The sequence below is a fragment of the Desulfovibrio sp. 7SRBS1 genome (assembly GCF_049723905.1).
Lineage (GTDB): Bacteria > Desulfobacterota > Desulfovibrionia > Desulfovibrionales > Desulfovibrionaceae.
In genome coordinates, this window is the sequence record NZ_JBJKFD010000001.1 from 2,085,505 (window position 1) to 2,101,144 (window position 15,640).

Here is a 15,640-nt window from a genome sequence, read left to right on the forward strand (position 1 = left end):
GCGATCCTCCGGTTCATCCTCCGCCCACGGGCGGGAAAATACCGACGCGGTCGCCCTCCACCAGCTCGCGCTTCGGCTCGGAATGCAGGTTGTTCACGAACAGCAGGGCAACTTCATCCTGATCTATGGCCAGTTCGGCAAGCAAATCCCCCAGGGTGCTCCCGCGGAAATCGTATTCGGAATCGTTTTCCGGCTGGCGGTCGGAGAGTGTGGCAAAACATTTTACTGTAATCTTCATATTTTTGCAGTTTGTGGTTTGGCAGGGTGAATTTCAAGTAAAAAAAGGGAGAGGCCTGTCGGCGCCCCTCCCTTCCATAGATTTCTGTAGAATGCGCCCCAATACGTTGACGTATCAGGCGGACAGCACATTAGAACTTAGCGGCCTGGAGTTCGTCCACGTCGATGTCCCACTTCACATTGTGCGGGGGCAGGTTTTCGCGGAAGAAACGCGGCAGTTCGTCGTCCACCTTGGTGAATCCGGCATCGCGGTTGAAGTCGTGCTCGTCTTTAAGGACCGAGGCACCCAGGCCGAGAACATCGTCCGGGGTAAAGGTCTGTCCGAAACGGGCAGTCAGCATATCGCAGATGATCTGCATGGACTCTTCCACGTCCAGCACGGCAAAGGCCACGAACAGGCAGAAACCGGCGGAGTCCACGGCTGCGGTGGCTACCTGGAGTCCCTTGGACAGTTCCACGTTGCCAGCCTTGTCCAGCCCGCTCACGTCACCGCCGCACTTCAGTATGTTCTGGCAGACCGCGTAACCGGCGGTATGGTCCGCGCCCATGGGGGTGGTGGCGTAGGTAACGCCCACGCCCTTGACCGCACGGGGATCGTAGGCGGGCAAAGCCTGGTTCTTGACCACGGCCACGCGGTCCACGCCAAAGGCTTCGCCCATGAAGCCCGCGCCGTTGCCTATGATGTTTCCCATGGCATCGTTGCTGCCGACCTTGTCCAGCAGCTTGATGGCGGCCTGGGCATCGCCCCAGGGAATGACGCCGCCTTCCATGGCCACGGCAATGGCGTTGCCCATTTCAATGGTATCCAGGCCGTATTCGTCGCACATGCGGTCCATGGTGGCGATGGCGTCCAGATCATTGATCAGGGAGTTGGGGCCCATGGCCCACAGGGTTTCGTACTCGAAACCGCTGGTAAGGTACTTGCCGTCCTTGTCCATGTAACGCTGCGAACACTGAATGACGCAGCCGGGATGACAGCCTTCTTTGACCTTGCCGCCACGCTGGGTGATGACTTCGGCCATTTTTTCGCCGGACACATCGGCGGCCTTGTCCCAATAGCCTTCGCGGAAATTCTTGGTGGGCAGCGCCCCGGCTTCGTTGATAACGTTCACCAGGATTGCCGTGCCGTAGGCGGGCAGCCCCTGCCCGGTGATGGCATGGCCGCGCAGGATTTCCACCCAGCGCTTGGCCGCCACCTTGAAAGCATCGGGATCAGCGTATTCCACACCGGCAGCGCCCTTGTCGTCGACCACCAGCGCCTTGACCCGCTTGGAGCCCATCACCGCTCCCATGCCGCCGCGGCCTGCGGAACGGGCCGGGTTGCCTTCGGGGTCGGTAAACTGGATGGTGGAGGCTTTCAGACATTTTTCACCGCCCACGCCGATAACCGCACAGGCAGCCTTGCCGCCGTACGCTTCGTCGAGCACGGTCTGATATTCGTAGTTTTTCATGCCCATGGAACCGGGAGCGTCCTCAATGGTCACGCCGTCCTTGTTCAGGCGGATGACCATGAACGGTGCGTCCCGTTCGGGCTTGTCTTCCAGGATAATTGCGCCCAAGCCCAGCTTTGCCAGCTTCTGCGAAACGATCCCCCCGGAGTTGGACTCCTTGATACCGCCTGTCAGCGGGGATTTCGCCCCCACGGAAATACGACCCGAGTTGGCCGCTCTGGTACCTGTAAGGATGCCGGGGGCGAAGACGAGCTTATTTTCTTTGGATAGGGCATGGCAGGTTGCCGGCACTTCCTTGCGGATAATCCGCGAAGTCAGGGCGCGACCGCCCAGCCCGGCATACTCTCCCATATCTTCAAAGGAATATTCCCGCGTCCTGGTGTTGATGCGAAGAATCTTGCTCATAGCGTCTCCTGTCGTTTCGGCGCCGGTTTGCATGTCCGCTTTTCTGGGGAACCATTCCCCAAGCCCAGCTTGGAAGAAACAAAAAAAACGGAAGCAAGCAGCGTTATGGGTTGTAGCTCTTTATTTTTCTCTCTATACTACAAAAAAATTAACTGTAAAGAATATATAGCTATGCCTTATTAGACATAACACAATACAACATATTATGTCTTTTTTCACATAAGACACAACAAGCCAACATACTGCATTAAAAATATATACAGAAAAATTGCAGGACGGACACCATGAAGCACATGCAATGTATTGTATCCAAAAATAACATTTCATTATTCCATCACATACTGCGGCAGGGAGTCGAATATAGTTGCCAGCTCCCCCAGAGCATCAAGGAGTTTCTTCTGACCGAGCTGGAATTGACTCCGCAGCAGGTGGAAGACGAAATAAGGACCGTCTTTCTGGACAACTCCCCGGTGGACAACCTGGAAGAAGCCCTCCTCATCCCCGACTGCGTTCTCGCACTGGGCACGGCCATGCCGGGACTGGTCGGCATCACCATGGCCTGCTCCAGCCCATTTTCCAGTTTTCGGGACGACATCAGCGCAGCCCGCCACCATGCCGCAGATTTGGCGAATTCCAGGGAACTGGGGAGTCTCCGCGTCAAACTCTTCAGCTTTGTGGCTGACATGTGCGGCAGCGGAATTCTGAAAAAAGGCGTGTTTGTTACCGAGGAAAAACTGAGGGGACTGCTGGGCGAGCTGGAAAACAATCTGGGCAGGGAGCTGGAAAAACACCTTGTTTCCCTGAGCATAGATGGTAGGACTGTTCCCGTGCGCACCTTCCTTGCGCAGGCCGGGCCGCAGCCCACGCCCCAGGGAACAAAAGAAACTCCTGCGCACAGTGCAACAGAGCTGATACGATTTACATGCCGGGAGACAACGAGCAGTGAACACCACGCCGACACAACAGGAAATTGACCAGACCATCGCCCTGGCCCGCACAGCCGCGGACCGCATTCTTGAGTTTTTCGAACCAGCCGACAGCAGGCCAGCGGATTTTCACCAGGCCGGGATTGAACGCAAAAAGGACGGAAGCCCGGTCACCCTGGCGGACAAGGGTTCCGACGCCATTCTCCGGGCAGGACTTGCCAATATATTTCCAGAAATCCACATAGTATCCGAAGAAACCGCCCTCCCCGCCCCGGATGAACGTCGCCAATGGAAAGAATTTCTGCTGGTCGATCCGCTGGACGGCACCAAGGAGTTCATTGCCGGACGCAACGAGTTCTGCATCTGCATCGGGCTGGTTCGGGACGGCCACCCGGCATGGGGTCTGATTTTTCTCCCGGTAACCGGAGACGCTTATTACGGCGGCAAGGGAGTGGGCGCATACCATCGCTTCTCCGACGGAACAACGCAGGCAATCCAATCCTCGGGACGGACCGAGGAGCAGGGACTGCGCGTACTGCTCAGCCGTTCGCATCCCTCGTCCGGGATGGACGAAGCACTGGCGGACAGAAACATTGTGGAACGTCTGAACGTGGGCGGGGCCGTGAAGTTCTGCCGCATCGCCGACGGCACGGCCGACCTGTACCAACGCTTCAACCCCACCATGGAATGGGATACCGCAGCAGGACAGGCTATTGTGGAAGGTGCGGGCGGAAGCCTCACTGCGCTGGACGGCGGTGATTTTCCCTACAACAAGAAAAGCCTGAAGAATCCGGGGTTCATCTGCAGGGGATAAAAGCCATATCCTCCCAGGCTGCGGCCAAGGGCACGAGAGCGGCCAGGGGCACTAAAACAGCCATGACCGCGAGAGCGGCCTTGCCTCAAACGGCCCGGCCCTTCACGTATCAGAAATGACGCGGCCGCCTGAATTTTCCTCACCACTGAGAATTGTGGCTCCCACATTTTTTTGCGCAGCCAAATTGATTGAACCTTGCGGTCAATCTGCCATCCATGGTGTGGTCCAGAAAAATTTTGCAGACGGGAATGGGGTGGATCGAGAGAATATTACGGAAACTGCTTTTTCTTCTCGCAGCTCTGGATTGTCACCCGCTGGCTGCAGAAGGACATGCCCACTTCGGCAGAGACGCAACGGCCTTCGTTATCTATTGTATACGGCACGGTCACGCGGATTTTCCCCCAGGCCGGGGAAGCCAGGACCACACTGTGATATTCCGCAAAACAATAGAAATCCGACGCCTTGGAGGCATAGAAGGCATTGAACCGCAAGGCATTGTCCTTGCGTCCGATAAAATTGAAATCTCTGTAGTACTTGCAGGAAACCGCACCCAGAGCCTTCTGGCAGATGTCGCGGTAGAGGGCAGACGGATCGAATTCTTCTTCGTCCAGCGGAGGAGCGGGAAGGCGGAAAGGAAGGTCGCCGAGTTTTTCCGTGGCGTTAAGGATGTGTTCGTCCGGTTCCGGTGGATTCCCTATCGGCGGAGGCGCAGCTGTAGAACCGGTGGCGTTTTCCGCCCCGAATGCCGTCCCACAGGCTCCCAAAAGAAGCATCAGGACAATCAGACCTGCAGTTCTGCGCATGCGCATTTCCCTACTTGAGGTAAAGAAATATCTGAAACCCCACGGGCGAGTCGGTTTCGCACTGGCGTTTGCACCCGGCACACTGGTAGCTGCCTTCCTTGAAATACCAGACAGCTTTGCGAGGGCTGGGACAACCAAAGGTAGCATACACGGACGAGTCCACTGTGCCCCTGAAAAGGCGATACCCCGAGTTCCTGAGATATTTGACGAAACGCATGAATGCCGCGTCCGTTCCTTGGGTTCGGGTCGCTACTCGAAGCTGACTTCCACTGTGAAGTCGCCTGCCTCTGTAGAAAAAGGTACAGCCATTATGGGACTTTTGGACACATGCTGGATGGTGTGGTTGGTGCCCATGATAACCGTAGGCGTGGCCGCCTGAAAAACATATCCCATTTCCGAAAGGCCGCGACGGGCCTGCCCGGAAATCATGTTGGTCAGCTCACCGACGGCATCCTTCACGTCCTGTACGATATCCTCGATGTCTCCACCAAGCATGTTCTTGACGATATTGACTGCACAATCTTTTGTAAACGTAACGGAAATGGTTCCATTTTTTTCGCCGGTTATACCTATCACGCCGGTCACATCCCCACGGGCGACATTGTCCTTCTTAACAAAGGGCTTCCCAGGTACGGGAGTAATCATGGCCATTGTGGAGAGAACATCCGTGGTGGCTTTTATGAACGGCTTGGCAACATTGATATCCACTTGGGAACTCCTGGATGCTAACGCATCACCATGCTTGGCAGTAATGAGTAACTTTGGGACCGAACATGCCGGTCATAAAAATATGTCCTGCAACCTCTTTCAATTCCTCATTAACGCGGAAATGTGACGATCAACAGGCCCAGAGTTGAATAGTATATTCAACTCCCGCCCCATGGCAAGTCTGATTTGCCCGGCAAGGCACCACTTCCGCGGAGAGTACACTACATTTTTCATAGTTCGAACCGGCATCAGAAGGAAATTATAATCCTAACGTTATTGGCGTGAAACGCCGATTATGCCATACAGAAAGTTCATAAAAGGAAATGTCAGTTTTCAGGTCCGTTAATCCGGGGAGAAAATACGGCAGATGAACAAGCGAGATGTGAACAAAGGACGCAAAATCCGAGGGATCTCCATCCTGCATGTGGAAGATGACCCCATTATTCAATTGCACCTGCGCACAATTCTGGAGCCTCTTGTAGAAGTTCTCCACGCGGCAAATAACGGTGCGCAGGGGTTCAAAAAGTTTTGTGCCGAATCGCCGGATATCGTCATCACGGATATCCGCATGCCGGAAATGGACGGCATGGAAATGGCCGCCAACATCCGTTCCATGTCTCCCCACACGCCCATCGTGGTCACCAGCGCATACAACGATTCAGACTATCTGCTGCGTTCCATAGAACTGAATGTGGACAAATACATCATCAAGCCGTTCGACCAGGACGCGGTGGTCGAATTGATAACGCATATTGCCGAGTCGCTTCTTGCCGAACGAAGGCTGCAGGAAGCCAATCGTCTGAATAAATTTCTCCTGGACATCAACCCCAACTTCATCGTCACCATGGCCGATGGACAGGTCGATTACATCAACACCACCTTTCTCAAATACCTGGGCTTTGACAGCCTGGAGAGCTTTCGCCTGAGCGGCGCAGACCTCGATTCCTTTATTTTTCCCGTGGACGAGGACAACAACGAAGACCTTACGCTGGAAGGACTTTCCACTACCGAATGCTCGGGGAAAATGGTCCGGCTCAACAGCCCCGTGCCCGATTCCGGCCAGGGATATTTTCTGGTGTCCAGCAACCGGCTTCCCGACTCCGAAGTCTATGTGGTGAGCTTTACGGACATCACCCGGCTGGAAGTGGAAAAACAGAGCCTGGCCTTTCAGGCAGCCACGGACCACCTTACCGGGCTGTGCAACCGCATGACCTTCACCCGGCTGCTTGCCGAAGAAATCGGCCGGGTCAAACGCCACACCCTGACCTCCAGCCTGATCATGTTCGATTTGGACGACTTCAAACACGTCAACGATACCTTCGGCCATAACGTGGGCGACCAAGTGCTCATCGACGTCGCCGCAATCATCGGCAAAAGCATCCGCCAGGGAGATATTCTTTCACGCTGGGGCGGCGAAGAATTTCTTTTGCTCGCACCGGGGTGCGACAACGACCAGGCCCGAGGACTTGCGGAAAAACTGCGTACAGTCATGGAAGACAATTCGTTCGGAGGCCAGCCCTCGGTTACCGCCAGCTTCGGGGCCACCCGCATTCTGCCCGACGAGACGGTAACAGACCTTGTGGAGCGCGTGGACAGGGCCATGTACCGGTCGAAAACCGACGGAAAAAACCGGGTCACCGTGCTGTAGTTCCCCGAAACGACCGGTCCTCTGCTCCACTCTGGACAAAAAAACCCGACCTCAAAACAAACGCGTGTTTTTTACGGAACGCCGCAACCGCTTGAAGGCAAACGCGCCCACAACCACCCCTACTGCCAGTTCAAGCCCCAACAAAAGCATGCTCGGGTCCGTAACCGAAGACAATGAATAGATTATAGGCAGTGCACCATAATACATGAAAATAGTGGCCCAGCCGAGTGCCAGCACGCCGATGGCACGCTGCGGGGGAAATACCAACGCCCCGGCAAGCCGCACCAACAGCTTTGCCAACAGCAGGTAAAAAGCCAGACCCAGCAGTGCAGTGCCCGCAATTAAAAATATCCATTGGGGGATATGCAGCCCTTTACAGAAAAACACTATATCACTGTCGTCATGAAACATTGTTCTGGCCGGTATGTAGGACCAAAGCTGGGCCAGATTGTGCACCGCGTTCCAGAACAGAAAATAGGCCCACAGCGTGTGCCGCCGCATATCCATGGTTTTCAGAAGCCAAAGGCAGACCACGGCAAGGATAAGATTCGTCAGCGGTCCCCCTCCGCCGACAAACGCGGCCTTTATCCCCTGCCCCGAAGAAAAAAGATGGTCATAGAAGCCGCCGTCATCCACCGCATAAATTCCCTTCATAATCCAACCATGACCATAATGAATGTCGAAAATACTGCCTGTACGCACCCCCAGGCAATTTGCCCACAAAGCATGAGACCACTCGTGGAGCAACAGGGAACACACTTTGGCCACCAGATAGAACACCGTTGTTGCCAAAAGAAAATGTTCAGGCCTTTGCAGCCATACCGGAACGGTCAAATCCGGTTCTTCCCAGAAAGGCAACAAAGACAAAACGGCAAGCCCCCCGCCCCCAAAGAGTAGCAGCAAGGTATAAACGGTAGACGAACCAAATACGGCCGAAAGGTAATAGCCGCAGAAGGCCGAGACCGTCAGCAGCAGCGCCAAAGCGTGTACTCCTCTGAAATGACTACTCATCGTCTTCTCCGGTTAGATCCGCCTATCCCCCTGGATCGATCCTAGATGGTAAGGAGCAGTGTATACACAAAACAGCACTTTTTCCATTCCATTTGTCAAATTCCTTCTCCCGCGGATTATTCTTTTTGGCAAAAGACTATTTTTTAAGTGGGAAATTATGCTACACTAAAATTCCTCTTAAAGCTGCAATCGAAAAAACATTGTGTCGCGCATTCTTCTGCTATCATAGGGAGGATACCCGGTATGCGCCTGAGAACAAAGATGACACTTATGCAGATCATCTCGACAGTGGTGGCCATAGGTACTCTGAGCTGGATTTTCGTATACCAGATTACCGAGTACGCCGAAGTCGAGATGCAGACCTTCCGCTCCGACACACTTGCGGAAAAAAAGCTCCAACTTAAAGACTTCGTCCAGATGGCAACCGGAACAGTGGAAAGCTACTACAATCGTTCCCAGGATATCGAAGGACTCAAAAAGGCCAAGCTGGACGACCTGAAGCGGCTGGTGGACGCGGTCTACGGCCAGGTCAGCGCGTATTACAAGCGCAACAAGAACAGGATCTCCGAAAAAGAGCTGCTCAAGGGGCTGAACGAACTCGTTGTCCCTGCCCGATACGACGACGGCAACTACATCTGGGTGCACGACCTCGACAACATCATGCTGGCCCACCCTTCCGACAAACTTGCAGGCAAAGACGCCAGCCAGCTTACGGATAAAAAAGGAAGCCGGATCGTCAGCGACATGACCGAAGTCGCCAAGGCACACGGTTCCGGCATGACCTCATATTGGTGGGCCAAACCCGGCGAGGAGGAGCCAAAACTCAAGATTTCCTACGTGCGCCTGCTCAAGGAGGCCGGATGGATAGTGGGCACGGGCGCATGGATAGAAGACATCACCTCGGCAATGAAAGCCGAAGCGCTGCAGCAGCTTGCCAAGATGCGCCAGTCGGACGGCAACTATTTCTGGGTCAACAACCTTGAACCCAGGGTGATAATGAATCCGGCAAATCCGGCCCTCGACGGCAAACTGGTCGGCGACATGCAGGACACCAAGGGCAAATACTTTTTCCGCGCCATGGTCGACACGGTCCAATCCTCCGGACAAGGCTACGTACCCTATTACTGGACCAAACCCGGCCAAAAAGGCGACGTGCCCAAACTTTCCTTTGTGAAGCTTTTCAAGCCATGGGAATGGGTCATCGGCATGGGGGTCTACATCGACGACATCGACAAAGCCGTGCTTGCCAAGAAAAAGGCCCTCGACGCCACAGTCCAGTCCATTATCTTCATCATACTCGGCATTTCCCTCCTGTTCGTTACGGCGGGCGTGGTGGTCGGCCTGTTGGGATCACGCTCCGTCATCCGCGCCATTGGTGGCGAACCCAACGACATTGCGGAAGTGGCGGACGCCATTTCCAAGGGCGACCTGACCATTGCGGAAAACGATGAAAGCCACAGGGAGGCCACGGGCATTCTTCAGTCCATGAAGGAGATGGCGGACAACCTCAACAACGTGGTCGGCGATGTACAAAGTGCCACGGACAACCTGGCTGCCAGCAGCGAGGAGCTTTCCACCTCCTCCGAAGTGCTCTCCCAGTCCACCACGGAACAGTCCGCCTCCATAGAGGAGGTATCCTCCTCGCTGAGCCTGATTGTGGAGTCCATACACGACAATGTGAAAAACGCCGAATCCACCCGGCAAACAGCCGAAACCTCCAACCAGGAAATCCATTCGGGCGAGGCCACGGTCCGCCAGGCCATCAACGCCATGCGGAAGATTGCGGAAAAAATCGTCTTTATCGAGGAAATAGCCAGACAGACCAACCTGCTTGCCCTCAATGCCGCCATAGAAGCCGCACGGGCCGGAGAAAACGGCAAGGGATTCGCCGTGGTTGCCGCGGAAGTGCGCAAGCTGGCGGAACGCAGTGCAGCCACCGCCCAGGAGATCAACGAACTTTCCGCAACCAGTGTGGACATTGCGGAAAAAACCGGAGAACTCTTTGCCCGGATCAAACCGGAAATAGCCAGCACCACGGAACGCATCCAAAAGGTGGCCCGTCTCTGCGCCGAGCAGCAGGAAGGTGCGGTCCGGATAGAAAAGGCAGTGGCGCAGTTCAACGCCACCATCCAGCAGAATGCCGGGGCTTCCGAGGAGATGGCCGCCACATCAGAAGAGTTGGCCAGCCAGGCGGCTTCGCTGCAGGGTACGCTGCGCTATTTTACCGTGAAGAAATAAGGGATGGGAGAGTACGACGCGTCCGCGATCCCCGCGTACATGCGGGGACCGCGACGGCGTCCGAAAGGATTACAGAAGCTTCAGGTCCAGGTTGAACCGGCTGGTCCGCTTGGCCTGCGGCACCTTTTTGGGTTTGCTTTCCCTCAGGTTCACGAACAGGCTGAATCCGGCCTGCCGCAGTTTTTCCACTTCCGATGAAATATCCAACGGCCATCCAGGGTAGACCCAATGGTTCTGCCCATAGGTCCGCACCCACGCCACCTCTTTCATGGGGCTGTAGAACGGCTCCTCGGCCTTGACCTCGGCCGCCTTGGTCCGCGACACGCACAGCGGCCACATGCCGCCCGAAACAATACCCAGCGGAAGCGTGCTCTGTTTGGGCAGAGCCAGCAGGTCTTCCATGGGCAGCTCGGGGCTGACAATGGCTCCGCTGAAGCCGAGACGCCGCAGCACGTCCACGGCCTGCGGCCCGGCAATATTGCAGAACGGTCCGGCCCAGGCACGGATGTTGTCCTCGGGCTTGAACAGACCGAGTTGCCAGGGTGCGCCCAAAACAAAATTGCGGGCCTTGTTGCGCAGCAGTTCCACCAAAGTACGGCGGTACACGTCTTCCTCGTTGGGCCAGATGACCGGCGGCATCCACCACCAGATGCGGCTCACCATGGACCGCGACACGTCGCGCGCAACCATGGGACGCACCCATATGCCGGGCGCGTCGGCTATGCGCCCCTTGGGCTGGCTGCGCCAGACATCCAGGCGCACGTGACGGCTGAGCGGCTCGCAGGGAGTAAGGGGCGCGGCAGTGAAATCCGAGGCATCCTTGCCCTGGGGCGTTATGGTCGCCAGTTCATTTTCCAGACCGGCCAGAAGTTCCACAAGTTCGGGATCGCGCCGGTCGATGAGAAACACGGGGGTTCCCTTGGGCGGCAGGGCCTTTTTGGGAAAGCGCAGCTGGTAGGTTCCGCCCTTGGGCGTGTTCCTGCCCAGCTGGGCTATGCGGTGCCAGGGCTCGTCTTCGTAGCCCACGCGCAACCTGTCGCCGCGCAGCAGGGGAAGACGGGGTTTGAGCGGTGCCATGCCGTCGTTTCCCGCGCCCGTGCGTCCGGCCAGCAGGCCGGAACCGGTGTCGTCCTTGGGCGTAACAGCCGGATGCGGCTTTTGCGGAAGAAAAGAATAGTGCGTGCCCGAACGCCCCAGAGCCATGGACAGATAATCCATGGCTGCCTTTTTGCTTTCTGGGCTGTTGTTGCCGTCGCGCAGGGTGCGGTAGGCGGCAACGGTATGGTAGACGTAGTGCGCGCTCTTTTTGCGGCCTTCGATCTTCCAGCAGGTCACCTTCGGCACTTCCAGAAGCGTCTTGACCAGGAGATCCAGGGACAGGTCCCGGCAGGAAAAAAGCCGTTCCTTGTTGCCCCGGTGGGAGTACATGCGGCGGCAGGGCTGGACGCAACGTCCGCGCAGGCCGCTCTTGCCCCCAAAGTAGCTGGACCAGTAGCAGCGGCCGGAAACCGCATAGCACAAGGCTCCGTGCACGAAGAGTTCCAGGTCCATCCCTTCGGGGCATTGCTCGGCAAACTGCTTGATTTCGTCCACGTTCAGCTCGCGCGGCAAAATAACCCTGTCCACGCCCAGCTTTTCGCGGAGCATGGCCAGCCCCGCGGGATGGCTTACGTTGGCCAGGGTGGAAAGATGGATTTCCCCTTCAAAACCGGCCTGACGCGCAATGTCGATAACGCCGAGATCCTGCACGATGAGGGCATGCGGCTGGACCATGTTGTTCAACCGCTGTATGAGCCGCCCTGCCGCGTCGGCCTCGCCGGGCTTGAGCAGCACGTTCATGGGAATGTGCAGGTGTGCCCCGTGGCGCTCTGCAAGTTCGCGCAGGGCCGCCATTTCCTTAAGCGCGAAGTTGTCGGCCTGCATACGTGCGGAAAAATGTTTCAGGCCCGCGTACACCGCGTCGGCTCCGGCGGCCAAAGCCGCCAGAAATGCCTCTTTGTCACCGGCAGGGGCGAGAATTTGTGGCTTGTGATTGTTCATGTTTCTATGTGATACTTTCAGTAGAAGGACTTTGTACAGGCTAGAATACACTATCCCTGTTTTAAATGACAGGGCCCAAACACCTATACGAGATGATTATGGACCGCAACAGATGCTTTGACACAGAGGTGACCCGCAACGAGCTGATAGGTTCGGAAGAAGGCGGCCAGTTCCTCCTGGGGCTGAAAGCCGTGGGCTGGAAAACATTCAGCCCCGGACAGTTCGCCATGATACGCCCTGGCAAGATCACTTTGGATCCTGTCCTGGCCCGCCCTTTTTCCATTGCTTGGGCAAACGAGGAGGAAATTCTTTTCTTCGTCCAAAAGCTCGGCCGCGGCACCCGGCAGTTTGCAGAACTGCGTCCCGGCGACGCCGTAACCGGGTGGGGCCCGCTGGGCAGCTTTTTCGCCCGCGATCCTTCCAAGCCCACCCTGGCGCTGGCCGGAGGCATCGGCCTGGCCCCCTTTATGGGCTACGCCCGCAAATTCGGAAATCCGGACAATCTGGAACTTCTGTTGGGCCACACCCAGCCCGCAACCAACTTTCCCCTGGACTTCTTTGACGGACTCGTCAGCAAGCTGGACACCTTTTACCAGCAGACCAGGGAAGACCTGAATACATTCATCGAAATGCTGGATGAACGCATTTCCCGCTACGCCGACGGCCACGTCGTGGCCTGCGGGCCCATGCCCTTTCTCAAGACCGTGGGCAATCTGGCCACCAAGTACGGGGCCAAGGCCCAGCTCTCGCTGGAAAACAAAATGGCCTGTGGAATTGGCGCCTGCATGGGATGCGTAACAACCAACGCCAAGGGCGACCACGTCCAGGTGTGCACACGGGGTCCGGTCTTCTGGGCCACAGATCTGGATTTGGAGGCATAACCCATGGACATGCGTGTACAAATCGCCGGAGTGGAACTGAAAAACCCCGTGGTGACGGCCTCGGGAACCTTTGGCTACGGACAGGAATTCACGCCCTACGGCGACCTGAAAAAACTGGGCGGCATTTCCGTCAAGGGACTCTCCCTCAAGCCGAGGAAAGGCAATCCCATGCCCCGCCTTGTGGAAACCGCCTCCGGCATGCTCAATGCCATCGGCATCCAGAATGTGGGCGTTGAGGAATTTCTGGGCAACAAACTGCCCAAACTCCCCTGGAAGGAAACAGCCATCATCGCCAACCTCTATGCCAGCTCGGTGGAGGAATTCGGCGATCTGGCCGGTCTTTTCGCCGACGAGGAAGGCGTGGCCCTTCTGGAAGTCAACGTCTCCTGCCCCAACGTCAAAGCGGGCGGCTCGGCCTTTGGCCAGGACCCCACACTCATCCGCAAGGTCACGGAAATGGTGCGGTCCCGCAGCAAGGACAAGCCGGTCATGGTCAAGCTCAGCCCCAATGTCACGGACATCACCGTTGCGGCCCGCGCCGCAGAGGAAGGTGGCGCCCATGCCATTTCGCTGATCAACACCATCAGCGGCATGGCTGTGGACATCCGGCGCCGCAGGCCCTGTCTGGCCAATGTGGTGGGCGGACTTTCCGGTCCGGCGGTCAAACCCGTGGCCCTGCGCTGCGTGCATCAGGCCTGCAATGCGGTAACCATCCCCGCCATGGGCATGGGCGGCATCTCCTGTGCCCAGGACGCACTGGAATTCATTCTGGTGGGCGCGCACGCCATCCAGGTGGGTACGGGCAACTTTATCCGTCCCGATTTTTCCTTCCGTCTGGTGGACGAAATCGAGGCCCTGGCCGACGAACTGGGACTGTCCAACTGGGACGAGTTCCGGGGAACCCTGCAAGTTTAGCCTGCAACGGCGGAGGCACTATGCCGAGCATTGCCCAGGCCGGACGCAACGTCGTTATCGACAAACGTTCCGGCCGTTACCTCAGCTTTCCCGACGTCTGTCTCACCGACGATGGACGCCTGCTGGTGGTCTACCGGGAGTGCGACCGCCATATTGAGCCCCAATGGTCGCGCCTGCTGCTGCGTGAAAGCACAGACCTGGGCGCGACCTGGTCTGCTCCCCGCATGCTGTGCGCAACGGGCAGCCATTGTCCGCGCATCCAAAAGCTCTCGGACGGACAGATCGTCATCATGGACGACGGCAGCCGCATGCAGTTCTGGTCCGTGGACCAGGGGCGCACCTTTGCCCAGGCACCAACCAACGGCCTGGAAAAATCCATGTTCGACCGGGTGTTGCAGCTGGACCGCGACGTCTTCCTGACCACCTCCCACGACCACCGGGGACAATGCGCCGCGCCCATGGCAGGGCAGCCTCCAACGGAACAGATGGTCTACCGCAGTCAGAACCGGGGAAAATCATGGAGAGCCTACTCCATCTTGGGCCACGACGAGTGCCTCATGTATTGCGAGGCATCCATGGTCAAACTTCCCGACGGCCGCCTGCTGGCCTTGCTGCGTGAAAACAGCGGGGTGTTCGAACCCACCTATGCCCGGTTCAGTTCGGATAACGGTGCCACCTGGAGCGATCCCGTGGACACGCCCATGATCGGACACCGGCCCACTGCCCTGGTGACCAGCCAAGACAAACTGCTGACCACCTATCGCAACGTGGGGCCGGATATGGGGGTTTCCGCCTGGCTGGGTGAAGTTGACGAGCTGGGCAGATACGCCGTGCACGGCCACGTGCCGAAGCCCGAATGTCTGCACCTGATGCAGGACGGCCTGCTTCTGGAATGCACGGACAGGGAAGAAGCCCGGACCTTCTGGGCGCTCCGTCCCCTGAGCGATCCCCGCCGGGCCCACGCCAACCTTTCCTTGGACCTGACGCCCGGCATGTGTGCGGGCAATACCCTGCACCTCCACCTGGGCTGCTGGTGGCGCATCGAACCGGGCACCATCCGTCCGCTTCTGCCCCGTGCCCGGCGCAGTTCCCTGCCCGCCGGACGGGTCAACATCCGCCTGGAATACAGCCAGGGCGAAATCGCCCTCCGTATCAACGGACGGTTGCGCCGCCGCGTCCAACTGAAAAACGTGGACGTGAACGCGCGCCCCATCATTGTGGGCAATGCCGCCAGCAAACAGAAAATGGCCGAAGTTTCGTGCCGCTGGAACCTGCACGCGGCAGAACTGCACATTTCCGACCCTGGATACGGACGCGAGTATTCCTGGCAATGGACCCCGGAGATGGGCATGCCCCATGCCGAAGCCGACAGGCGCATCCTTACGCTGGCAGATCCGGCAGGAGCCTGGGGCGGAGACATGGGCTACAACGGAGTGATCGAGTTGCCTGATGGATCATTCTATTGTGTATATCATATTGCGGATGGACAGGCCCCGGACTATGACAAGGGAACGACCACCTGGGTCGAGGGAATACGCTTTGATGAAAGCGACCTGACATGAC

The 15,640-nt window shown here is 57.3% G+C and carries 14 protein-coding genes; 7 read left to right on the forward strand and 7 right to left on the reverse strand.

Annotation, left to right across the window (positions count from 1 at the left end):
* Positions 1–13: 13 nt before the first annotated feature.
* A complete protein-coding gene (locus ACI0FJ_RS09600) occupies positions 14–238 on the reverse strand; it encodes a MoaD/ThiS family protein (RefSeq protein ID WP_424302387.1) in 225 nt (74 codons plus the stop codon).
* A 130-nt stretch (positions 239–368) separates the two neighbouring features.
* Positions 369–2,093, reverse strand: a complete 1,725-nt coding sequence (locus ACI0FJ_RS09605; protein ID WP_424302390.1) for an aldehyde ferredoxin oxidoreductase family protein — start codon at positions 2,091–2,093, stop codon at positions 369–371.
* 284 nt (positions 2,094–2,377) lie between these two features.
* On the opposite strand from ACI0FJ_RS09605, the gene ACI0FJ_RS09610 reads away from it, so the two are divergent.
* Together ACI0FJ_RS09610 and cysQ are read left to right on the forward strand one after the other, a co-directional pair.
* The gene (locus ACI0FJ_RS09610; protein ID WP_424302393.1) at positions 2,378–3,067 is read left to right on the forward strand and encodes a hypothetical protein; all 690 of its coding nucleotides are present in this window, start codon (positions 2,378–2,380) and stop codon (positions 3,065–3,067) included.
* Positions 3,036–3,833: a 3'(2'),5'-bisphosphate nucleotidase CysQ gene (cysQ, locus tag ACI0FJ_RS09615; RefSeq protein ID WP_424302396.1), complete on the forward strand. Its 798-nt coding sequence runs from the start codon at positions 3,036–3,038 to the stop codon at positions 3,831–3,833. The genes ACI0FJ_RS09610 and cysQ overlap by 32 nt, the downstream gene beginning before the upstream one ends.
* 269 nt (positions 3,834–4,102) lie before the next feature.
* Here cysQ and ACI0FJ_RS09620 read toward each other — a convergent pair whose 3' ends face one another.
* From ACI0FJ_RS09620 to ACI0FJ_RS09630, 3 genes are read right to left on the reverse strand one after another with little or no spacing between them, the layout of a single operon-like run.
* Entirely contained in the window at positions 4,103–4,636 is a 534-nt protein-coding gene (locus tag ACI0FJ_RS09620) for a hypothetical protein (RefSeq protein ID WP_424302399.1), read from the reverse strand.
* A 10-nt stretch (positions 4,637–4,646) separates the two neighbouring features.
* The gene (locus tag ACI0FJ_RS09625; RefSeq protein WP_424302402.1) at positions 4,647–4,853 is read right to left on the reverse strand and encodes a DNA-binding protein; all 207 of its coding nucleotides are present in this window, start codon (positions 4,851–4,853) and stop codon (positions 4,647–4,649) included.
* Positions 4,854–4,885: 32 nt separating this feature from the next.
* A complete protein-coding gene (locus ACI0FJ_RS09630) occupies positions 4,886–5,344 on the reverse strand; it encodes a chemotaxis protein CheX (RefSeq protein ID WP_424302405.1) in 459 nt (152 codons plus the stop codon).
* Positions 5,345–5,711: 367 nt separating this feature from the next.
* On the opposite strand from ACI0FJ_RS09630, the gene ACI0FJ_RS09635 reads away from it, so the two are divergent.
* The gene (locus ACI0FJ_RS09635; protein WP_424302408.1) at positions 5,712–6,992 is read left to right on the forward strand and encodes a diguanylate cyclase; all 1,281 of its coding nucleotides are present in this window, start codon (positions 5,712–5,714) and stop codon (positions 6,990–6,992) included.
* Positions 6,993–7,043: 51 nt separating this feature from the next.
* Here ACI0FJ_RS09635 and ACI0FJ_RS09640 read toward each other — a convergent pair whose 3' ends face one another.
* Complete coding sequence (locus ACI0FJ_RS09640; protein WP_424302411.1) at positions 7,044–8,003, reverse strand: site-2 protease family protein; 960 nt, start codon at positions 8,001–8,003, stop codon at positions 7,044–7,046.
* A gap of 243 nt (positions 8,004–8,246) precedes the next feature.
* Between ACI0FJ_RS09640 and ACI0FJ_RS09645 the strand changes: the two genes are divergently transcribed.
* Complete coding sequence (locus ACI0FJ_RS09645) at positions 8,247–10,241, forward strand: methyl-accepting chemotaxis protein (protein WP_424302413.1); 1,995 nt, start codon at positions 8,247–8,249, stop codon at positions 10,239–10,241.
* A gap of 69 nt (positions 10,242–10,310) precedes the next feature.
* Here the strand turns inward: ACI0FJ_RS09645 and ACI0FJ_RS09650 are convergent, their stop codons facing one another.
* Positions 10,311–12,281 carry a U32 family peptidase gene (locus ACI0FJ_RS09650; RefSeq protein ID WP_424302416.1) on the reverse strand — a complete coding sequence of 657 codons (1,971 nt, stop codon included), beginning with the start codon at positions 12,279–12,281 and terminating at the stop codon, positions 10,311–10,313.
* A gap of 98 nt (positions 12,282–12,379) precedes the next feature.
* Here ACI0FJ_RS09650 and ACI0FJ_RS09655 point away from each other — a divergent pair, with 98 nt between their 5' ends.
* The 3 genes from ACI0FJ_RS09655 to ACI0FJ_RS09665 are packed head-to-tail and all read left to right on the forward strand — an operon-like array spanning position 12,380 to position 15,639.
* On the forward strand, positions 12,380–13,162 hold the full coding sequence (locus tag ACI0FJ_RS09655) for a dihydroorotate dehydrogenase electron transfer subunit (protein WP_424302418.1): 783 nt from the start codon (positions 12,380–12,382) through the stop codon (positions 13,160–13,162).
* Between the two features lie 3 nt (positions 13,163–13,165).
* Positions 13,166–14,077 carry a dihydroorotate dehydrogenase gene (locus ACI0FJ_RS09660; RefSeq protein WP_424302421.1) on the forward strand — a complete coding sequence of 304 codons (912 nt, stop codon included), beginning with the start codon at positions 13,166–13,168 and terminating at the stop codon, positions 14,075–14,077.
* 20 nt (positions 14,078–14,097) lie between these two features.
* Entirely contained in the window at positions 14,098–15,639 is a 1,542-nt protein-coding gene (locus ACI0FJ_RS09665) for a sialidase family protein (protein WP_424302424.1), read from the forward strand.
* The last annotated feature ends 1 nt before the right edge of the window (position 15,640 follow it).